At 63.3% G+C, this 20,786-nt stretch carries 21 protein-coding genes; 8 read left to right on the forward strand and 13 right to left on the reverse strand.

Features of this window, described 5'->3' with window-relative positions; genetic code table 11:
* Positions 1-48: 48 nt before the first annotated feature.
* The 7 genes from B2U07_RS01425 to B2U07_RS01455 form a co-directional block, all read right to left on the reverse strand.
* Positions 49-681: a LysE family translocator gene (locus tag B2U07_RS01425; RefSeq protein WP_275544958.1), complete on the reverse strand. Its 633-nt coding sequence runs from the start codon at positions 679-681 to the stop codon at positions 49-51.
* A 42-nt stretch (positions 682-723) separates the two neighbouring features.
* The gene (locus B2U07_RS01430) at positions 724-1,527 is read right to left on the reverse strand and encodes an AraC family transcriptional regulator (protein WP_275544957.1); all 804 of its coding nucleotides are present in this window, start codon (positions 1,525-1,527) and stop codon (positions 724-726) included.
* Positions 1,528-1,717: 190 nt separating this feature from the next.
* Complete coding sequence (locus B2U07_RS01435; protein WP_275544956.1) at positions 1,718-2,161, reverse strand: hotdog fold thioesterase; 444 nt, start codon at positions 2,159-2,161, stop codon at positions 1,718-1,720.
* Positions 2,162-2,217: 56 nt separating this feature from the next.
* Positions 2,218-3,885 carry an AMP-binding protein gene (locus B2U07_RS01440; RefSeq protein ID WP_197856463.1) on the reverse strand — a complete coding sequence of 556 codons (1,668 nt, stop codon included), beginning with the start codon at positions 3,883-3,885 and terminating at the stop codon, positions 2,218-2,220.
* A 184-nt stretch (positions 3,886-4,069) separates the two neighbouring features.
* The gene (sixA, locus tag B2U07_RS01445) at positions 4,070-4,528 is read right to left on the reverse strand and encodes a phosphohistidine phosphatase SixA (protein ID WP_275544955.1); all 459 of its coding nucleotides are present in this window, start codon (positions 4,526-4,528) and stop codon (positions 4,070-4,072) included.
* Positions 4,525-4,872 carry a DUF4389 domain-containing protein gene (locus tag B2U07_RS01450; protein WP_275544954.1) on the reverse strand — a complete coding sequence of 116 codons (348 nt, stop codon included), beginning with the start codon at positions 4,870-4,872 and terminating at the stop codon, positions 4,525-4,527. The genes sixA and B2U07_RS01450 overlap by 4 nt, the downstream gene beginning before the upstream one ends.
* Positions 4,873-4,893: 21 nt before the next feature.
* Positions 4,894-5,916 carry an NAD(P)H-dependent glycerol-3-phosphate dehydrogenase gene (locus B2U07_RS01455; protein WP_017360809.1) on the reverse strand — a complete coding sequence of 341 codons (1,023 nt, stop codon included), beginning with the start codon at positions 5,914-5,916 and terminating at the stop codon, positions 4,894-4,896.
* Positions 5,917-6,198: 282 nt separating this feature from the next.
* Here B2U07_RS01455 and B2U07_RS01460 point away from each other — a divergent pair, with 282 nt between their 5' ends.
* From B2U07_RS01460 to fabB, 3 genes are all read left to right on the forward strand, one after another.
* Complete coding sequence (locus B2U07_RS01460; protein WP_419096314.1) at positions 6,199-8,103, forward strand: ATP-binding protein; 1,905 nt, start codon at positions 6,199-6,201, stop codon at positions 8,101-8,103.
* A 218-nt stretch (positions 8,104-8,321) separates the two neighbouring features.
* Entirely contained in the window at positions 8,322-8,837 is a 516-nt protein-coding gene (fabA, locus tag B2U07_RS01465) for a 3-hydroxyacyl-[acyl-carrier-protein] dehydratase FabA (protein ID WP_197856459.1), read from the forward strand.
* An 11-nt stretch (positions 8,838-8,848) separates the two neighbouring features.
* Positions 8,849-10,069 carry a beta-ketoacyl-ACP synthase I gene (fabB, locus tag B2U07_RS01470; protein WP_275544952.1) on the forward strand — a complete coding sequence of 407 codons (1,221 nt, stop codon included), beginning with the start codon at positions 8,849-8,851 and terminating at the stop codon, positions 10,067-10,069.
* Between the two features lie 57 nt (positions 10,070-10,126).
* Here fabB and B2U07_RS01475 read toward each other — a convergent pair whose 3' ends face one another.
* The 5 genes from B2U07_RS01475 to B2U07_RS01495 all read right to left on the reverse strand — a co-directional run bounded on the left by B2U07_RS01475 (position 10,127) and on the right by B2U07_RS01495 (position 15,621).
* Positions 10,127-11,689, reverse strand: a complete 1,563-nt coding sequence (locus tag B2U07_RS01475) for a methyl-accepting chemotaxis protein (RefSeq protein ID WP_419096315.1) — start codon at positions 11,687-11,689, stop codon at positions 10,127-10,129.
* A gap of 200 nt (positions 11,690-11,889) precedes the next feature.
* Positions 11,890-12,240: a hypothetical protein gene (locus B2U07_RS01480; protein ID WP_275544950.1), complete on the reverse strand. Its 351-nt coding sequence runs from the start codon at positions 12,238-12,240 to the stop codon at positions 11,890-11,892.
* Positions 12,241-12,244: 4 nt separating this feature from the next.
* Positions 12,245-12,925, reverse strand: a complete 681-nt coding sequence (locus B2U07_RS01485; RefSeq protein ID WP_275544949.1) for a dual specificity protein phosphatase family protein — start codon at positions 12,923-12,925, stop codon at positions 12,245-12,247.
* Positions 12,922-13,647, reverse strand: coding sequence for a phosphatase PAP2 family protein (locus B2U07_RS01490; RefSeq protein WP_275544948.1), 726 nt, complete (start codon positions 13,645-13,647; stop codon positions 12,922-12,924). Before B2U07_RS01490 ends, B2U07_RS01485 begins: the two co-directional genes overlap by 4 nt.
* A 9-nt stretch (positions 13,648-13,656) precedes the next feature.
* A complete protein-coding gene (locus B2U07_RS01495; RefSeq protein ID WP_275544947.1) occupies positions 13,657-15,621 on the reverse strand; it encodes an LTA synthase family protein in 1,965 nt (654 codons plus the stop codon).
* A gap of 103 nt (positions 15,622-15,724) precedes the next feature.
* On the opposite strand from B2U07_RS01495, the gene B2U07_RS01500 reads away from it, so the two are divergent.
* The 5 genes from B2U07_RS01500 to B2U07_RS01520 all read left to right on the forward strand — a co-directional run bounded on the left by B2U07_RS01500 (position 15,725) and on the right by B2U07_RS01520 (position 19,526).
* Positions 15,725-16,408 carry a response regulator transcription factor gene (locus B2U07_RS01500; protein WP_197856453.1) on the forward strand — a complete coding sequence of 228 codons (684 nt, stop codon included), beginning with the start codon at positions 15,725-15,727 and terminating at the stop codon, positions 16,406-16,408.
* The gene (locus tag B2U07_RS01505) at positions 16,398-17,666 is read left to right on the forward strand and encodes a sensor histidine kinase (RefSeq protein WP_275544946.1); all 1,269 of its coding nucleotides are present in this window, start codon (positions 16,398-16,400) and stop codon (positions 17,664-17,666) included. The genes B2U07_RS01500 and B2U07_RS01505 overlap by 11 nt, the downstream gene beginning before the upstream one ends.
* A gap of 81 nt (positions 17,667-17,747) precedes the next feature.
* Positions 17,748-18,437, forward strand: coding sequence for a class I SAM-dependent methyltransferase (locus B2U07_RS01510; RefSeq protein ID WP_275544945.1), 690 nt, complete (start codon positions 17,748-17,750; stop codon positions 18,435-18,437).
* A gap of 1 nt (position 18,438) precedes the next feature.
* Positions 18,439-19,143: a lipopolysaccharide kinase InaA family protein gene (locus B2U07_RS01515; RefSeq protein WP_275544944.1), complete on the forward strand. Its 705-nt coding sequence runs from the start codon at positions 18,439-18,441 to the stop codon at positions 19,141-19,143.
* The gene (locus B2U07_RS01520; RefSeq protein ID WP_275544943.1) at positions 19,140-19,526 is read left to right on the forward strand and encodes a diacylglycerol kinase; all 387 of its coding nucleotides are present in this window, start codon (positions 19,140-19,142) and stop codon (positions 19,524-19,526) included. The genes B2U07_RS01515 and B2U07_RS01520 overlap by 4 nt, the downstream gene beginning before the upstream one ends.
* Before the next feature lie 123 nt (positions 19,527-19,649).
* On the opposite strand, the gene B2U07_RS01525 is transcribed toward B2U07_RS01520, so the two are convergent.
* A complete protein-coding gene (locus tag B2U07_RS01525) occupies positions 19,650-20,660 on the reverse strand; it encodes an amidohydrolase family protein (protein WP_275545339.1) in 1,011 nt (336 codons plus the stop codon).
* Positions 20,661-20,786 lie beyond the last annotated feature (126 nt).

Below are 20,786 nucleotides of genomic sequence, written 5' to 3' on the forward strand. Positions count from 1 at the left end.
CTGCGGCAATGACCGTAATGGCCATTGATGGCGGCGCAATGGTCAGGGCTATAACACCAGCCTGCCGATGATGCTCGCCGCCACCAGCAGAAACACTAGGCCGCAGACGAAGTCGATGGTCGGCGCCACCTGCAGCAGCCGCTGGCGCATCAGCGGGCGGCTCAGGGTGATACCAAGCAGGCTGAACCAGAACAGACTGAGGCCGAACAACAGCGCAGCGCAAGCCACCTTGCCGGGCAGCGACATGTCCGCCGGCACCAGACTGCTGAGCAGCGCCAGGAAGAACACCAGGGCCTTGGGGTTGCCCAGGTTGGTCAATACACCGCGCAGCCAGGGACCGAACAGCGAAGGCGCCAGCTCACCGTCCAGCCGCGTGGGCCCGGCGGCGCCGCGCCACCAGGCCTGTACCGCACCAAGGCCCAGCCAGCCCAGATAGAGCGCGCCGCCAACCTGCACCAGGTCGAACAGCCACTCGGTGCGACTGAGCAATAACGCCACGCCACTGAGCACCAGCGTGCCATGCAGAAGAATGCCGCAGGCCAGGCCCAAGGCACTGAGCAGGCCTGCACGCTGGCCCTGATGCAGGGAAGTACGCACCACCAGCGCCACATCGGGGCCGGGGCTGATAAGGGCCACCGCGAACACGGCAGCCAGCGACAGCAAGACGGACGTCTCCTGCATGGACGATCTCCAGGAAATTGAAAGATGAAATGTGCGGTTGAATCAGCCCTGGCGCAGGCGCGCCGGAGGCAGGCCGTAAGTACGGCGGAACAACCGCGAGAAGTGCGCCTGGTCGTAGAAGCCCAGGCGCAACGCGATCTCACTCAGGGGCTGCCCTGCCAGCACCAGCGGCAACGCCCGCTGCAGACGCAGCTGGGTCAACCACTGATGCGGCGGCAGGCCGGTATGCTGACGAAAACGCCGGAGCGCCTGCCACGGGCTCATGGCGCAGAAGGTGGCGATTTCCTCCAGCGAGGGCGGATCGTCCAGGCGACTTTCCAGCCAGTCGCGCAGCCGCTGCCAGGTGCGCTGATCGAAAACGCGATGCGGCTCGCTGACGCGCAATGTCGAGCCCATCTCCAACAGATGGGCCAGCGCCTGCCAGAGCGCCTCCTCCTGGGCCAACTGCGAACCGCCCAGCATCGCCGCATGAAAATGCTGCAGGTGCTGCGACAGCAAAGGGTGGCGCAAGCTGCTGGTAGTCAACCTCGGCGCCCCCTGGCGGCCGTCGCTCAGGGTTCGACTGGCTTCGTCCAGCCAGAAGGGATCGAAGGCCATCACCCGAATGCGGTAGCTCTCTCCATCCAGGCAGGCGCCGTCATGAATGCCTTCCGGCGCCATCAGAAGCACATCCCCTGCCCCGACGTGCCGCCGCTCACCACCATAGACGTAGCGATGCTGCCCCTGGATCAGCAGGCCGACGTGGTACTCCAGATGAAAATGCCGGGGAAAGGCAAAGCGGCGATATTCCGCGTCGATCAGGCGAACGCCGGGCAAGCTGCTCTGGATGTGAGTGATCTGGTCCATGGCGCGTACTGTAGCGCCACGGATCGGACAAATCTTGGATGAAATTGCAGATCATATAGCTTGGTCAAAGGCTAGCGAGCTAGCGCCAGGCAAGGCGAAACTAGGCGAAAAAGCGCAGTTTACAAGCTGTAAATGAGCATATTGAGGCTAGTTTCAACGCAGTATGGCCGACGCGCAGCAGCCTTTGCTCTCACAGCTTCGGCGGCTGCTCGCCCAACGGCACTATGGCCATGGTCAGCCGTGAAATGCAGCTGGGTTTGCCATCGTCGCCGCTGAGGCGGATGTCCCAGACATGCGTGGTACGCCCTAGATGCACCGGCCGGGCCACAGCATGCACGCGCCCGCTGCGCAGACCGCGCAGGTGGTTGGCATTGACCTCCAGGCCAACGCAGTAGAAGCGACTGCTGTCGATGCACAGGTAGCTGGCGGTAGAGCCGAGGGTTTCCGCCAGTACCACCGAGGCGCCACCATGCAGCAGGCCGTAAGGCTGATGAGTGCGCGGGTCGATCACCATGCTGGCGCTGAGCGATTCGTCGTCGAAGGACTCGAAACGAATGTCCAGCACCTCGCCGATGCTGTTCTTGAGCGTGGCGTTCAGTGCCGCTATGTCGGGGGTTCGTTGCCAGAGAGCCATGGACCTTTCCTTGGGCAAAAGGGAAAACAGGGCCGGCGTCACCGACCCGGCGACACTCAGTCGTGCCAGAGCACCGCTTCGCTGCGCTGCTGCCACTCGGCGAAACGCTCGCCGTAGGTGCCTTCGATCATCGCGCGCTTGATCTTCAGGGTCGGCGTGAGGAAGCCGTTCTCCACGGCCCAGACCTCCTTGACCAACACCAGGCCCTGCAGCCGCTCATGCTGGTCGAGGCGGTCGTTGACCTCGGCAAGCAACGCCTTGAGGCTGCTTTCCAGCTCATCACGGCTGTCGTTGGCCGCCTCCTGGCGCCCAACGTCGGACAGCACGCACAGCGCGATGGGTTGCGGCAAACCATCGCCGACCACGCAAACCTGCTCGATGCGCGAGTGTTCGCCGATGCGATTCTCGATCGGTGCGGGGGCCACGTACTTGCCCTTGCTGGTCTTGAAGATTTCCTTGATGCGCCCGGTAAGGCGCAGGTTGCCCTCGGCGTCCTGCTCGCCCTTGTCGCCGGTCCGCAGAAAACCATCGTCGGTCAGCGTCTCGGCGGTCTTGAGCGGATCCTTGTAATAGCCCTGCATGGTCGCACCGCTGCGCACCTGGACTTCACCATCCTCGGCGATGCGCACCTCGACGCCCGGGTTGTTCTGGCCAATCCAGCCCTGCTTGAACCGGCCGGGTAGGCAGACGTGGGAATACCCGCAGTTCTCGGTCATGCCGTAGACCTCCTGGATCTCCATGCCCAGGCGCCGATACCAGTTGAGCAGCGCCTCGGGTACCGGCGCTGCGCCGGACAACGCGTAGCGGATGGCGTCCAGCCCCAACCCGGCGAGCACCTTGCGGCCGATGAAGTGACCGATGATGGGCAGGCGCAGCAGGCGGTCCAGCTTCTGCGCCGGCATCTTGCTGTACACGCCCATCTGGAACTTGGTCCAGATGCGCGGCACCCCGAACATCACGGTCGGCCGCGCGCGCTTGAGGTCTTCGAGAAAGGTGTCCAGGCTCTCGGCGAAGAAGATCGTCTGCCCGGCATAGATCGAGGCCAGCTCGACGAACATGCGCTCGGCCACATGGCACAGCGGCAGGTAGGAGATAAGCCGGTCGTCCTCGCCCACCCCGAACAGCTTGATGGCATTGCTCGCCGCAAAACCGAAATTGGAGAAATTGTGCATGACGCCTTTCGGCGTACCGGTGGTGCCGGAGGTGTAGATGATGGTGGCCAGCTGGTTGGCGGCAGGCTTGGGGTCATCCTGGATCGGTGCGCTGCGCTGCAGATCATCCCAGCTGTAATCGAAATCGCCAGGCGGATGCAGTGGCAGGCTGACGGTAGGCAGGCCCTGCGGCAGCCCTGGCGCCATCGAGGCCCAGTCATCGAGTTTGCCGATGAAGGCAAGAGCGGCCTCGGAATGCTCCAGCACCTGGCGCATGGAGTCGGCGGTGAGGTTGGGATAAAGAGGGACTGAAACATGCCCCGCCATCCAGATCGCCAGATCGGTCACGATCCAGTGCGCGCAGTTCTTGGAAACGATGGCGATACGACTGCTCGGCGGCAGCTCGCGGCTGCGCAGCCAGTTGGCGACACGGCGCGCCTGTTCGCCGACATCGGCCCAGCTCAGCTCGAGCAGTTGGCCGCCCCCCAGAGGTTGCACCATGTAGCGTTTGTTCGGGTGCCTTGCTTCACGTTCGTAGAACAGCTCGAGCGGCAAACGGATTGCATCAGCCACAGGGCTTCCTCCTTTGTTGTTTTTGTAGGAATCAACCAAGCACTTGCTTGGTTGAATATTCCACGCAGACAAAAGAGGTGCAAGTTAAGAAATGTTTCTGGTTTAGGCAGACGGCAGGCGTGCCAGTGTGTGACCCCGACACATTAGTCGAGCTTGAGCTCCTGCCTGTAGCTTGGGGTTTGCCTCAATGCGGATGAATCAGCGCCAGCAGTTCCATCAGCCCGGCAGCCGGGATATCACCTTCCAATTCGGCCAGGCTGGCGGTGCGCATGGGCAACGGCTCCTGACGGTGGCCGTGGACCAGCAAGCCACCCAGGGCACCGATCAGCGGCTGGTGGCTGACCAACAGCACCTCGCCGCCCTCTCGCTCATCGAGAAATTTCAGGGCATCACGCGGATCACTGTCCGGCGTCAGCCAGGGCACCGTATTGATCTTACCGGCGAACCCCAGCGAGCTGCGCACCAGCTCGGCTGTCTGCTGAGCTCGCACGTAAGGACTGGCGATGATGGCGGTCAGGGGCCGACCGGCGAGCTGCGTGGCGGCCTGCTGCACTTCCTTGCGTCCATAAGCGGTGAGCTCGCGGGCGGCATCGCTGGCAGCCTGCGGTTCGGCCTCGCCATGGCGCAGCAGCCATAGCCTCACAGTTTGGGCTCCTCGTCGCGCACCGGGTGCGGCGCCGGCGGAATGCTGTGTGCGGTTTCGCCTTCCGGGGGACGCGGCGTCGGCCAATCGGCGAACGGCCAGGGCTTTTCATCGGTATTGAAGGTGCCGAAGCGGCCGATCTGCGCCAGGTACTGGCTGAGACTGTCGCCAAAGCCCAGCAGGCCGGCGTTCGGCGCAGCGTAGAACAGGCGGTAAGCCAGTTGCAGTAGCACGACCGCACCAAGCAGCAGCTCGGCCAGTTGCCAGACGATGAAGAAAATCACCATCCACAGAATGCGCAGCAGAATCGACTCGCGCTCCAACTCCTGCTTTTCGTCGCTCATGACTCACTCTCCTTGATTGATTCAGAAACCCGCAGTAGGGATGAAATCGACGTCGGTCTTGGGCTCGCCACGCATCAGCAGCTCGATGACCTGAGCCAGCGTACGCCCCTCAAAAAGGATGGCATGCAGGCCGGCGACCAGCGGCATGTAGACTTCCAGCTCTTCGGCGCGCGCCTTGAGCACCTTCAGCGTATTGACGCCCTCGGCGACCTCGCCAAGGCGCTGCACCGCCTCCTCCAGGCTGAGGCCTTCGCCCAGAGCGAAACCGACCTGATAGTTGCGGCTCTTCGGTGACGAACAGGTGACGATCAGGTCGCCGACGCCCGCCAGGCCGAGGAAAGTCATCGGATTGGCGCCGAGCTTGACTGCGAATCGGGTCATTTCCGCCAGGGCGCGGGTGATCAGCATGCTTTTGGTGTTCTCGCCCATGCCGAGCGCCGCCGCCATGCCGGACATGATCGCGTAGACGTTCTTCAGCGCACCGCCGAGTTCGACACCGAAACGGTCGGCACTGGCGTAGACGCGGAAGGTTCTGCCGTGCAGCGCTTGCTGCACGCGCAGACACAGTTCTTCGTCCTCACTGGCGATCACCGTCGCGGTCAGGGCGTGATCGGCCACTTCCTTGGCCAGGTTCGGCCCCGACAGCACGCCAATGCGCGCGTCGGGAGCGATCTCCTCGAGGATCTGGCTCATCAGTTTGAAAGTTTTAGCTTCGATGCCCTTCGTCGTGCTGATCAGCATCTTGCCCGCCAGTTGCCCCGCCACCGGCTGCAGGGCATCGCGCAGGGCGCTGGAAGGGAGCGCCACCAGTACCAGCTCGGCCTGCTGTAGCGCAGCGCCAAGATCACTGGTCGGCTCGATACCACGGTGCAGCTTGACGCCCTTCAGATAGCGCGGGTTTTCGCCACTCTGGCGCATCTGCTCGGCCTGCTCGGGATCGCGCATCCATTGCAGGACACGCTGGCCGTTCTCCGCCAGCAGGTTGGCCAGGGCGGTGCCGAAGCTGCCGCCGCCGAGGACGGCAATGGGTTGGGGCTGAGTCATAGTTCTTCCGAATGAGGCCATGCGTGATGGCGGTCTGCGGGCATTATACGGAGCCGAGAGTGCCCGGCCAGGGCAAAAGTTCAGTGGCGGCCGCACGTTGACGGGCGCTAACGAGAATTAGCGCAGAGTGCGCGCGCCTGGCACTGGCAAAGTGCGACGGGTCGGTTAACATGCTGGATCGACGTTAATTGCCAAGGACGATTCGTGCCCACAGGCAGCCCCTTGCCCCCGCCCTGCCCCTCTCGCCAACAGGCGGCAGAGCCGCAGCCCACCAGGGATGGTATAGCCACTGGGCAGCGCCGTGGCTGGAATATCCATACCCGCACCCAGCTGATCAGCGTCGGCCCGGCACTGCTGCTGACGCTGTTGCTGACCGGTTTTCTCACCTTCACCCGCCTGCAGGACCTGCGCCAGGAGCAGGGCCATACCGGTCAACTGATCGCCAATCAGCTCGCACCGGCCACTCAGTACGGCGTGCTCAATGACAACCTGGACACTCTGGAAAGCCTGTTGCGCGCTACCCTGAGCACGGCCGACGTGCGCTTTGCCGAGGTTCGCGACCGCGACGACAATATTCTGGTCTACGTCGAGCGCCCCAAGGAACCAGGCCACAGCACGCCGGAGGTGGAGGTGTTTCAGGCGCCGATTCACCTGCAAGGGCCGCCAGGCCGCGGGCTGGCCTTGCCACCGTTGGGCAAGGCGATCGGCGATGGCTACCTGGGTCGGGTCATCGTGGGCATGTCCAATGACACCTTCAATACCCGCCAGCAGGAAATCCTGCTCAAGGCCGGGGTTCTCTCGCTGTTCGCCCTGCTGCTCACCTTCCTCCTCGCCCGCCGCCTGGCCAGACGCCTCGCGCAACCGCTCAGCGCCATGGGTCAGGCTCTGGAACGCATTCAGAGCGGCGATTACCGCCCCTCCCTGATCGAGCGTGGCAACGACGAACTGACCGATCTGGCCAGGCACATCAACAACCTAGCCTGCGCACTCGAAAAAAGCGGCCTGGAACAACAACAGGCGATCGCCCAGCTGATCCAGGCCCGCGAGGAGTCGGAGCAGGCCAACCGCGCCAAGTCGGACTTCCTGGCCATGATGAGCCACGAGCTGCGCACCCCGATGAACGGCGTGCTGGGCATGCTGCAGTTGCTGGAAACCACCAGCCTGAACGACGAGCAGAGCGAGTACGCGGCGCTGGCGACAGAGTCCACCGAGCACCTGCTCAAGGTGATCAACGACATTCTCGATTTCTCGCGCATCGAACGCGGGGCACTGGAACTCGAAGCCATTTCCTTCAACCTGCTGGACCTGTTGCAGGGCTCCATTCAGGTCTTCCAGCACAGCGCCCAGCAGCGCGGCCTGCAACTGCTGCTGGACGCTCAACCGGGCCTGGAGGGATTGGAGGTAAGCGGCGACCCCACACGTATACGGCAGATTCTGGTCAACCTGATCGGTAACGCGCTGAAGTTCACCGAAGAAGGTCACATCCGCGTGGAAACACACTGGCAGCCACTGGACGACCAGGTGCTGTGGTTCACCTGTGCCGTACGCGACAGCGGCATCGGTATCGACGGCGAACGCCTGGAACATATGTTCGATGCCTTCCAGCAGGCAGATACGTCCATTTCCAGACGTTACGGCGGCACCGGTCTCGGCCTGCCGATCGCCCGCACCCTGGCCGAGCGCATGGGCGGTACCCTGCGTGCAGAAAGCCAATTGGGCGAGGGTTCGGTCTTCACCCTCGAGGTTCCGCTGCCATTTCGCACCTGCAACGAGCAGGCTCAGCGCAGTGACATCCTGACGCTCGGCAGCGGTGAGGGTCAGGCAGTACTATTGGTCGAGGACAATCCGGTCAACCAGACGGTGATCGAGGCCATGCTGCGCAGCCTGGGCTATCAGGTCAGCCTGGTCGGCGACGGCCAGCAAGCCGTGCAAAGCTGCAGCCAGCACGACTACGCAGCAATCCTCATGGACTGCCGGCTGCCGCTGATGGACGGCTACGAAGCGACGCGGCAGATCCGCCAGCTCGAACAGGGGCAGCAGGTGCCGATCATCGCCCTGACCGCCAACGCCCTGCAGGGCGACCGCGAAGCCTGCCTGGAGGCGGGAATGAACGATTACCTGGCCAAACCGTTCAAACGAGCAGATCTGCAACGCATTCTGCTGCGTTGGCTACCTGCTCGATCCTAAGCGCGATGGGCCCGTGACAAGCTGGAGTTACAAGGGGAAACTGCTGGGCCTGTGACAACGCACAGCCAGCGGAGTACAACTGTACTCACAGCGCTGTGACTTTCACCACAACGCAACAGTCTATGACTAGGCTGCCGGCAGTCGCCCCTATTTTTCAGGCGCGCCGGCCAGGACGATTCGCCCAGCCTTAGAAGCATGGGGATAATTGAGGAGCTCGCATGACAAAACAAAACGCCTACTCTCGGGAAGACCTGCTCGCCTGCGGCCGCGGCGAACTGTTCGGCCCCGGGAACGCGCAACTGCCCGCCCCGAACATGCTGATGATCGATCGCATCGTTCACATCAGCGAGACCGGCGGCAAGCACGGCAAGGGCGAAATTGTCGCTGAGCTCGACATCAACCCGGACCTGTGGTTCTTCGGCTGCCACTTCGAAGGTGACCCGGTCATGCCAGGCTGCCTCGGCCTCGACGCCATGTGGCAGCTGGTCGGCTTCTATCTGGGCTGGCAAGGCAATCCCGGCAAGGGCCGCGCCCTGGGCTCGGGTGAAGTGAAATTCTTCGGCCAGGTACTGCCGACCGCCAAGAAAGTCACCTACAACATTCATATCAAACGCACCATCAACCGCTCGTTGATCCTCGGCATCGCCGATGGCAGCGTCAGCGTCGACGGCCGCGAGATCTACAGTGCCGAAGGCCTGCGCGTTGGCCTGTTCACCTCTACCGACAGTTTCTGAAGGACTTGCACATGCGTCGTGTCGTGATTACCGGTCTGGGCATCGTTTCCTGCCTGGGCAATGACAAAGAAGCCGTTGCCGACAGCCTCCGCGCGGGCAAATCCGGCATCCGTTTCAACCCGTCCTACGCTGAAATGGGCCTGCGCAGCCATGTTTCCGGTTCGGTCAACCTGAACCTGGAAGAGCTGATCGACCGCAAGCTGTTCCGCTTCATGGGCGACGCCGCAGCCTACGCCTACCTGGCGATGGAGCAGGCGATCCAGGATTCCGGACTCAGCGAAGAGCAGATCTCCAACCCGCGCACCGGCCTGATCGCCGGTTCCGGTGGCGCTTCCACCGTCAACCAGATGGAAGCCATCGACACCCTGCGCGAGAAAGGCGTCAAGCGCGTCGGTCCGTACCGCGTGACCCGCACCATGGGCAGCACCGTATCGGCGTGCCTGGCCACGCCGTTCAAGATCAAGGGCGTCAACTTTTCCATCTCCTCGGCCTGCGCCACCAGCGCACACTGCATCGGCCAGGCCATGGAGCAGATCCAGCTGGGCAAGCAGGACGTAGTCTTCGCCGGTGGCGGTGAAGAGGAACACTGGAGCCAGAGCTGCCTGTTCGACGCCATGGGCGCCCTCTCCACCCAGTACAACGAAACCCCGGAAAAAGCCTCGCGCGCTTACGACGCCAAGCGTGACGGTTTCGTCATCGCCGGCGGCGGCGGCATGGTCGTGGTCGAGGAGCTGGAACACGCCCTGGCCCGTGGTGCCAAGATCTACGCGGAAATCGTCGGCTACGGCGCTACCAGCGACGGCTACGACATGGTCGCCCCGAGCGGCGAAGGTGCCATCCGCTGCATGCAGCAGGCCCTGGCCACCGTCGACACGCCAATCGACTACCTGAACACCCATGGCACCTCCACTCCGGTCGGCGATGTCGCCGAAATTCGTGGCGTACGTGAAGTGTTCGGCGACAAGGCCCCGGCCATCAGCTCGACCAAGAGCCTGTCCGGCCACAGCCTCGGCGCTGCAGGCGTGCAGGAAGCGATCTACTGCATGCTGATGATGGAAGGCAACTTCATCGCCGGCTCGGCCAACATCGACGAGCTCGACCCGGAAGTCGCCGACCTGCCGATCCAGCGCAAGACCGTCGAGAACGCCAAGCTCGACACCGTAATGAGCAACAGCTTCGGCTTTGGTGGCACCAACGCCACCCTCGTGCTCAAGCGCTGGGCCGGCAAGTAATTGCTGCTGCGGTAAAGAAACGGCGCCTTCGGGCGCCGTTTTCGTTTGTCCCGCGCCTCAGACTTTGAAGCGCGCCACCAGGTTATTGAGGTCGACTGCCAGGCGCGATAGCTCCTGGCTCGCTGCGCTGGTTTGATTGGCACCAGCGGAAGTCTGCATCGACAAGTCGCGGATATTCACCAGGTTGCGGTCCACCTCGCGCGCCACCTGTGCCTGCTCCTCGGATGCGCTGGCGATAACCAGGTTGCGCTCGTTGATCGAGGAAATCGCCTGGGTGATCTGCTCCAGCGCGACGCCTGCGGCCTGGGCCACTTCCAGCGTCGAACGGGCGCGGCCATTGCTGCTCTGCATGGCGTTGACGGCGCGATCCGTACCGCTCTGGATGCCGCCGATCATCTGCTCGATCTCCTGGGTCGACTGCTGGGTGCGATGCGCCAGCGCGCGTACTTCGTCCGCGACCACGGCGAAGCCGCGCCCGGCATCGCCAGCACGGGCCGCCTCGATGGCCGCGTTGAGCGCCAGCAAGTTGGTTTGCTCGGCAATCGAACGAATCACGTCGAGCACCTTGCTGATTTCGTGCACGCGCTGCGCCAGCTGTTCCACCTCTCCCGACGTGGTGGTGACATCGGCGGCCAGCTGGCCAATCGAGTCGACGGTCTGGCGCACCTGCTCGCGTCCTTGCTGCGCAGTGACGTTCGATTCACGCGACGCCTCGGAGGTGCTTACCGCATTACGCGCCACCTCTTCGACTGCCGCGGTCATCTCGTTGACCGCCGTAGCCGCCTGCTCGATCTCGGTGTTCTGCTGATGCAGCCCGCGGGTCGAATCCTCGGTCACCGCGTGCAGCTCCTCCGACGCCGAGGCCAGCTGGTTGGACGAATCGGCAATGTTCTGGATGGTGGTGCGCAGGCTTTGCTGCATGGTTTTCAGGGCAGCGAGCAGACGTGCTGGCTCGTCCTTGCCCTCGATCTGGAAATTCTGGGTCAGATCACCCGAAGCGACGATTTCTGCAGCTTCGACCGCCTGTTTCAGCGGCGCGACGATACTGCGTGTCAGCAGCATTGCGAGGATCACGGTCGCGATAGCGGCCAGTACGACCGCCAGGATGACCCCGTAACGCGCATTGTCATTGGCCGCAGCGATGTTGGCTACCGCGCTGCTGACCCCGGTGTCGTTGAGCGTAGCGAGTTCGGTCAATGCAGCAGCCAGAGCGTCGGCATGCCGACTCAACACGTCGGTAGCGAACCTGGCCGTGGCAGCATCGAAGTTACCGCCCTGAGCCAAGCGCAGAATCTCGGCGCGCTCTGCCAGGTAGTTCTTTTCTGCATCCAGGAATCGCTGAAAGACCTGCCGCTCTTCCTGAGAGCTGATCAACGCTTCGTAACGCTCACGCACGCTGCTGGCGTGATCGAGCATCCCATTGGCGCGCGCAATCCCCTGCTCGGCCTTTTGCGTATCGCGTTCGACCAGTATGCGCAGGGTCAGGGCACGCACGCGCAGGATCGTCTGAGACAGATCGTTCAGCGCCATGATGCTAGGCACCCAGTTCTTCTCGACTTCCTGCGATTGCTTCTTGATGTTGTCCAGCGTCAGTAGTACCCACGCGCCCATCAGCACCATGAACAAGGCGACCAGACCAAAACCGAGCCCGGAGCGAGGGGCGATTGATAGATTCCGCAGCGACATGTTGTGAAACTCCCATTGCACGCAAAAATTGAGTCATCCTCAGCCATACCTGGCGGAGAATCAGATAGGACGGTGCTTGCCCCTCTTTTTTATCGGCGACATTTCCGTGCACTTGATCACGAAAAAAAGAGAATTTACCGACGCAAGGCCCTCGCCATCGTTTGATCGACATGCCGACGCCATTCCTGGTCGCGCCAGTGGTCCTCTCGGCGCTGCTCCCAGTCATCGATACGTTGCGCGTTTTCGCACTGCTGAAATCCATCGTCCCAGCCCTGTGCGTACAAAAGTTCGTACCGGTACCGCGGCACATCCTTGGCGAACTTACCGAGCGGGCCAGCCGCCGAGCGACCGCTGCTGCAGCCGGCTTCGAAACCATCGACGAAAGCTGACGGATAATTGGCCGCCTGCATCTGCTCACGCAGGCTCTGGCAGCCGCTAATGGCCAGGAGAAACAGGCCGCCAAGCACAAGACACGGAAGTTTCATCGGTTCACGCCCTCTCGATCATGCCCAGCAAGCGCTCGCTGAATGCGCACATTGCCCACCGGCTGGTGCTGCACGCGCCGCTGGCCAGTGCCGAGCGCAACGCCGGGATATCGGCGTGGCGCAGGTAACGCTCGGCATCATCCATGCGCGACTCACCACCAAAGCCGCCGCCGCGCATTTCCGCCAGTGCCTGCTCCTTGCTCCAGTGCTGGTAGATCACCCGGTAAAGGGCGGCGACCAGCCCGGTTCTGTTCTGCCCGTGCTTGCAGTGAATCAACACCGGACCACGGCTCTGCGCCTGACGAATGCTGCGCAGCACTTCGATGACGTCGACATCGTCGATGCGGTCGGTACGCAGCGGCAGATGCACCTGAACAACCTTGGGATTCTTCAGCCAGTGCTCATCGCCGCGCTGATAGAAGTTGATCACCGTGGCGATGCCCAGCGTCTGCAGCTCAGGCAAATCCCTGGCCCTCGGCAAGGCGCTGCGATAGAGATTTGGCACCATGCGATAGAGGTTGATGCGGCTGTCCAGCGGCTGCGCCCAGCTGGCCGGACGCACGGTTTGCACCGGCACTGGCGCAGTGGTGGCGGCCCAGGCCATGCTCAAGGGCAGCGCCAGCAGCGCACCAAAAAATACCAGCGTGGCCAACGCCAGACGCAGCCCCGGTAGGAATCTGTTCATCGGCAGGTTTCTCTCCATTCAAGCGAGTTGCGCGATGGCTGTTCGGCAGGTGCGCGATAGAGCAGCCAGCGGTAAGTCAGCACGCAGATGATCCAATCGATCAGCAGCGTCCACAGGTTGTGCGAGAGAAAGTGTGCGCCTTGCAGCATGCGCCCCAGGGAGAACAGCGAGCCGAGCCCCAGCGCCACCAGCAGCGCGATACGTGCCATCCGCGGCCTGCGGTCACGCAGGACGAAGAACAGCGCCAGCAGCGAGAACCCCGCCGAAGCATGGCCGCCTGGCCAGCAGCGGCCGGGATTGGCGGTCGGCGCGCGCTCGGCCAGCAGCGGCGTGAATTGCTCCTGGCCGCCGAACTCGCTCAGGCTCCAAGGGCAGTGCATGCCGGTGAGCGTTTTCAGCGGGGTGACCAGGGAAGTCGACAGCCCCAGTGCCAGCACCAGGTAACCGAGCTGACGACGCCAGACGCGCAGCCGCGTCGGCAGCAGGCTGAGCACAAAGCCTGCGATAGCCAGCGCACCGAGCAGGATCAGCGCCTGCTTGGCGCGGTCATGCAGGATGTCCTCGAGCCAGAAGCTGCTACGCCCGATGAAACCCAGTCCGGGTTCGTAGAACAGCCGCGCCAGGGCAAAATCCACCGGGCTGGGATCGAACGCCAGCAGCAGCGCCATCAGCAGTACCGGTATACTGAGCGCCACGCGAAAGTCGAAATAACGGGACGACATTTCCACTCCTTAGCGCGCGCTGAGTTGCTGGCTGGATTGGGCGTCTGGATGCCAGGCCATCAGGTGTTTACCGAAGGCATGACTGGCACCCTGGTAATAGGCGATGTCACGACGCAGCAGCGGATCGTCGCCATCGCTGCGCGACTCATGACTCAGCCCCAGGGCGTCGTCATGGCGGCGCATGCCCCGGCGCGGGCTGAGGATCGCCAGGTCCTTGCCGTCGAACAGTCCAAGATGCTGGTAGTTGCCCAGCAGCGCGCGGCCTGCGGGATGATCAGCGCGTAACAGGTTGCGGCCGAAGAAGGTGGAGACGTAATCCAGATTGAGCAGGCCGAGCAGCGTCGGCGCCACGTCGATCTGGCTGGCGACGTCGGCGTATTCGGCCGGTTTGACGTATTTCGGGGCGTAGATGAACAGCGGGATGTGGTAGTTGGCCACCGGCAGATCCTCACGCCCGGCGCTACCGGCGGTATGGTCGGCGACGAAGACGAATAGCGTCTGATCGAACCAGGGCTTGCTGCGCGCCTCGGCGAGGAACTGGCCGATGGCGTAATCGGTGTACTTCACTGCCCCTTCGCGCCCCTCGCCGGAGGCAATGTCGATGCGCCCGTCCGGGTAGGTGTAGGGACGGTGGTTGGAGGTGGTCATCAGTTGCAGGAGGAACGGCTTGCCGGCGGCGTGATCGGCATCGGCCACCTTGATCGCCTGGCGATAGAGGTCCTCGTCGGCCATGCCCCAGGCGTTCTGGAAGCTCATCTCGGCCTCGTCGACGCTGCTCTGGTCGACGACGCGATAACCGTTGCCGCCGAAGAAGGCGTTCATATTGTCGAAATAGCCGCGGCCGCCGTAGACGAAGACGCTGTCGTAGCCCTGAGCGCTCAGTTGCTGGCCCAGGCTGGCGTAACCGGACTCATGGCCGATGCGCTTGACGATGGAGCGCCCCGGTGTCGGCGGTACCGACAGGGTCAGCGCCTCCAGACCGCGGTCGGTGCGCGTGCCGGTGGCGTAGAGGTTGGTAAAAACCAGGGCGTGCTTGCGCAGCTCATCGAGGTTCGGGGTCAGCCCGCGGGTGTCGCCGAAACTGCCCAGATACTTGGCACTCAGGCTCTCGATGGTCACCAGCACCACATTGAGCTTACGCGGCGAGCCGGGGTTGTCGATCAGCCGGCGGATGTCCTGCGGATCGCTGCCGATGAAACGGGCATTGGGCTCGGCCACCTCGGTACGCAACTGAGCGGCCACCGTCTGTTCTGGCAAGGTGGCGTAGAACTGCTGGTAATCCAGCTCGTTGTTACGGAATGCGGCGAAGAACTGGTACGGCCCGTTGCTGGCCAGCTCGCGCTGGTAGGTGTTGCCACCCAGGCCACGCGGCGCGTCCTGCCCGACCAGGCCACTGCACAGGCCTGCCAGCAACGCCAGCATGACCAGCGTACAGAAAGCCTGCAGCGCAGGCAGGCGCGGTGCCTCCAGTGCGGCCCGCAGCGGTCGTCGCAGCGCCAGCGTCAGGCCTATGGCCAGGATCGCCAGCAGGGCCAGCAAGGGATAGATCGGATAGGACTCAAGGATGTTGTCCACCACTTCCTTTGAATAGACGAGGTAGTCCACGGCGATGAAGTTGAAGCGCACACCGAACTCGTCCCAGAACAGCCATTCGGCTACGGCAGTGAAGAACATCGCGAACAGGCTGACGGCCACCAGGGCGACCAGCAGGCGCTGATGCCAGCGACGGCGCCATAACCAGGCCGGACAGAGCATCAGGTACAGGGTCAGCGGCAGCGGCAGCGCGGCGTACACCAGGAAGCTGAGGTCATAGACCAGGCCGACGCCATACAGGCCAAGCAGCCCCGGCAGCGTCACGCCCGCATCGCCCAGGTGCCCGAGCAGCAATGCGCTGCGGGTGAGAAAAAACACTGCCAGCCAGGCCAGCAGAATTATCGACAGATAACGAAGTTGCGCGCAATGAAGCCGTGGCATCGTATGATCCTTGCAGAATGAACGAGCCGCAGTCTGCGAGGCGCACCGTGAGCCTCTCGTCAAAGCCGTGTGAAAAAATCGTCAAACCCAGGAATTACTCGCGATGCGCATTCTGGTCATCGAAGACAACCGAGATATTCTCGCCAACGTGCTCGACTACCTGCAGCTCAAGGGCTTTTCCGTCGATTGCGCACAGGACGGCCTGAGCGGCCTGCACTTGGCCAGCAGCGGTCATTACGATTTGATCGTGCTGGACATCATGCTGCCGGGCATCGACGGCTATCAGGTATGCAAGCGCCTGCGCGAGGATGGTCGCAGCGAAGTACCGATCCTGATGCTCACTGCGCGAGATGCTCTGGATGATCGCCTGAAAGGACTCAATGCCGGCGCCGATGACTATCTGATCAAGCCCTTCGCGCTGTCCGAGCTGGTTGCACGTATCGAGGCGATCCTGCGCCGCAGCCGCGGCAGCCGCACACGCCAGCTGCAGGTCGCCGACCTCAACTACGACCTCGACACCCTGCACGTCAGCCGCGCCGGCCAAGCGCTCAAACTCAACCCGCTGGGCCTCAAGCTGCTGGCCATTCTCATGCAGCGCAGCCCGGCGGTGGTGCGCCGTGAGGCGCTGGAAGAAGCGCTGTGGGGCGACGACTGCCCGGACAGCGACAGCCTGCGCAGCCATGTCCACCAGTTACGCCAGGTGCTCGACAAACCCTTCCCCACGCCGCTGCTGCACACCATTCACGGTATCGGTTATCGCCTGGCGGAGAGCTCCGATGCTGTCTAGGCAGCCGTTCGAGCGGCGCATCCTGATCGCCTTCATCCTGATGACTGCGGTGGTCAGCGGGCTGTTCTCGTTGAGCATCGTCGGCGTGGTGCATTTCATCGAGGAACACCTGGTTTCCCAGGAGATGAGCCGCGAGCTGGGCGAAACGCTGAACGAGGACATTCGCCAGGGACGCCCCCCGCGCCTGGATTCCAGCACCCGCTTTTTCTCGTCCAATTACCCCGACTATGCAATCCCGCCCGAATACGAGGGTCTGCAGGAAGGTTTCAACGAGGTCGTCAGTGGCGACGAGGCGTATTACGTTTACGTGCAGCAGATCAATGGCGAGACCTACCTGCTGGTGCAGGAGCAGCAGGAGTTCGAAGCCCGCGAAAATGCGCTGTTCAATGTAGTGCTGGCGGGTTTCCTGCTGACCGTCATCGCCGCCTGGGGTCTGGGCCTGATCATGGCGCGCAAGGTGATGGCGCCTATCAGCCGCCTGGCGCAGCAGGTGCGTCACCGTGATCAGCTGCATCCGCTGGCGCCACCGCTGGCACCGGATTACCCCAATGATGAAGTCGGCCAGTTGGCCGCCGCCTTCGACAGCACCCTGGGCCAGGTGCGCCAGTCATTGGAACGCGAGCGCCTGTTCACCAGCGATGTCAGCCATGAGCTGCGCACGCCGCTGATGGTCATCGCCACCTCCTGCGAGCTGCTCGCCGAGGCGCCATTGAGCCCGCGCGAGAAGGAACAGGTAGCACGCATTGCCCGCGCCAGCGAAGAGATGCGTGAGCTGGTACAGACCTTCCTGCAGCTGGCGCGGGACAAGAGCAACGAAGCGGCATTCGTTGGCGACCGCAGCCTGGCCGCCATCGCCAATGAACAAGCCAGCCGCTGGGGCGCACTGATGAAGGAGAAGGGGCTGGATTTCCAGCTGATCGAGGAAGGCCAGGATGACGGGCGCTACAATGCGACCTTTCTCGCCACGGTGATGGCCAATCTGCTACGCAATGCCCTGCACTACACCGAGCGCGGCGAGGTGCGCCTGATTCTCGAGTCCGGCGCCTTTCGCATCGAAGACAGCGGCACCGGTATTGCCGCCGAGCAGCGCGAGCGCATCTTCCAGCCCTTCGTGCGCGGCGACCAGGCCCGCGGAGAGGGCCTCGGCCTGGGCCTGTCGCTGGTCAAGCGCATCTGCGCCAAACAGGGGTGGCAGGTCAGCCTGGAGAGTGAGCCGGGCCATACGCGCTTTCGCGTGACACTCAACAATGGCGCTTGACGAAATTTTCACATCCCTTTGACGGGACCTTGATGCACGACTCCCTAAGGTGGCGAACATCTCCATCAAGGGACGTTCGTCATGCCCAAGCCCAGCCCCATCGAACTGGATTTTTCCCGCAAGTACGATTTCGACCACGCCCAGCAATACCTGCACAAACATCAGGACGGCTTGTCCCGGCGCCTGTCGCATTGGCGTGATGTACAGGTGGCGCGTCGTGCATTGCAGCTGGCCGCTCAGCCTAACCTGGTACTCGACCTGCCCTGCGGCGCCGGCCGCTTCTGGGCGATGCTTTGCGAACAGCCGAACCGGGTGATCCTCGCCGCCGACAACTCTGCCGACATGCTTGCCACCGCGCGTGCCGCGCAGGCGCCCGAGGTGGTGGCGAGAGTCAACAGCCTGCGCACCTCGGCCTTCGCTATCGACCTGAGTGCCAATGCAGTGGACTGCATCTTCTGCATTCGCCTGCTTCATCACATCGAGTCGGCCGAGCACCGTCTGGCCATCCTTCGCGAGTTCCATCGAGTCAGCCGCGACACGGTGATCGTCTCGCTGTGGGTCGACGGCAACTACAAGGCCTGGAAACGTCGGCGCCTGGAGGCCCGGCGCGCCGCTCAGGGCGGTGCAGAGCCGAATCAGAACCGCTTCGTCGCTCCTCGCAAGACACTGGAGGATGAGTTCCGCCAGGCCGGCTTCGCCATACTCGGCCACCTGGACTTCCTGCCCGGCTACGCCATGTGGCGCACCTACGTGCTGCGCAAGGTGGCCTGACATGGGAGTCCTCAGCGAACAAGCGCTGGCCGCCCTGCCCTCTACCGAGTTCGATCGCTGGTGGCACAGCCCTGGCGAATGGGTCGAGGCAGCCAACCAGCGGCGCGGCGGCGAAAGCGGCGTGCGTCTGTTGCAACACTGGGATAGCAGCAGGCCGCTGCTTTACTGCAAACGCCAGAGCGGACACACCTGTCGCTCGCTGCGTCACCCGTTAGGCAGGCCTACCATTCTGCGTGAGCTGCAGGCCTATCGCGCCTTCGCCCGCCTCGGCATTCGTACACCAAACATCGTTTACTGCGCGGCCCGCAAACAGGCCGGTCGCTGGCAGGCGTTGCTGGTCACCGAAGCATTGCCAGGCTTCGTCAGCCTGGAGCAGTGGTACAGCGAGCCCCGAACGCCGCAGCTCAACCAGGCTATGTTGCAACGCCTGGCCGCGACCCTGGCACGCCTGCACCTGGGCGGCTGGCAACACGGCTGCTGCTATGCCAAGCACCTGTTCGTCAAAGCCCGTAGCGATGGCGATGTGGAGGTCGCCCTGCTGGATCTGGAGAAAAGCCGGCGACGCTGGCGTGTCGCCAGCGCCTCGCGGCGCGACCTGGGCCAGTTGGACCGACATCGCGGAACCATGCCCGACGCGGACCTGAGTTACCTGCGCCAGGCCTACCAGCAGGCCATGAACGATCCCTGGGGTGGGCTGCATCCATGAACGACAGCTCCGATCTGGACGCCCTGTCCTTCAAGGGGCGCCGCGGCCTGGCACGCATCCTCGACGCCACCGGCTACTCGCTGGCCGGGCTGTGCGCGGCGTATCAGGGTGAAGCGGCGTTCCGCCAACTGGTCTGGCTGAATCTGCTACTGCTGCCGCTGGCCTGCCTGGTCGATGTCAGCCGCGCGGAGCGCGCGTTGCTGGTGCTCGTGCCGCTGCTGGCACTGGTGGTGGAGCTGCTCAACTCCGCCATCGAGGCAGTGGTCGACCGCATCTCGCTGAACCTGCACCCGCTGTCCAAGCAGGCCAAGGACATGGGCAGCGCGGCGCAGATGGTCGCGCTGCTGATGATCGCCCTGACCTGGGCGACCATCCTGCTCTGATCAACCGTTAAACGCTGCCCGGCGAGCCTGTGGTCGCCGGGCACCACTGCGGCGTTCGGTGACTTCGAAGGCCATCACGTCCTGCGGCGCACCGCCCCCGCTTAAAGTCTGAAGACTGCGCCGCTAACGATCCAGCTCGGCCTGCACGCGCCGCGGCAGAATGGAAAGGAAGTTGTCACGCGCGACCTTGTGCGCGACGTCCTCGGGCAGCGCATCGAGGAAGGCATCGAAGCCTTTCATGTACTCGCCCAGGTTGCCGAAGCGCCCAACCACGTCGGAGCCGAGCATGAAGCGCTCCGGATAGCTGCTGACCAGATGCACCCATTTCTCGTCGGGTTTGCCGTTCTCATCCAGCAGATAGGGCCGCAGCATGGTCCAGGACAGGTCGATGTACAGGTTCGGGTACTGGCCCAGCATCCGCTCGACGGTATCCATCAGGAAGTCGAGCTTCTCCTGATGGCGATGAATCTCGGCACTTGTGCCGGCATGCGCCCAGATGAAACGCACATGCGGATGATTACGCAGCGGCGCCTCGATTTCCTCCAGGTAGATCGGCTCACGCTCGCGCTTGGAGGTGATGTTCGAATGCAGCATCACCGGCAGGTCGTATTCGGCTGCCAGGTGAAACACCCGCGCCAGCGCCTCGTTGTTGGCGCGCGGCGCACTGCCGTGGATCAGCGCGGTGAGATCGTCATGCCGGGTGAAGACTTCACCGATGCCCTGCCACAACCCGGGGTCCAGCTCGAGCATGCGGCGGATATGGGCATCGGCGTTCTTGTCATTGGGGTTGAAGCCGGAAAGAAACGGATGGAAGCGCTTGCGCTGCTCGGCCGGCAGGCGCTTGTAGGCAGCGGCGATGAAGACATCGGTCGCGCTGTACCAGTAGGCATTGGCATCGTCCCCCGCGTAATAGCGTGGGCGCTTGGGCTCGTCTTCGTCCCACTTCTTGGCCACCGGAATGCCGGAGAACATCACATGATCGACGTTGTTCTCCGCCATCTTCTCCAGCAACTCATCCATGCCGGCGCTTTCCTGGAAGAAGTCGACATAGTGTAGATGGGCGTCGCTGTAGCGGTACTCCCTGGCCTGGGCGCTGCAGGCGATCACCGCACCGAGCGCAAGTATCCATGGCATCGTTCGAGATTTGAGCAAGGCAAGTCCTCCTGACGGTTCGAGCAGCATAGACCGCCGACTCGCTGGGCAAGTTCGGCGGGCCAACGGCGCGCCGGCGCACTTCGATGAAGCGTGCGGGCTAAGCGC

The sequence above is a fragment of the Pseudomonas sp. UBA7530 genome (assembly GCF_002479365.1).
Taxonomy (GTDB): domain Bacteria; phylum Pseudomonadota; class Gammaproteobacteria; order Pseudomonadales; family Pseudomonadaceae; genus Aquipseudomonas.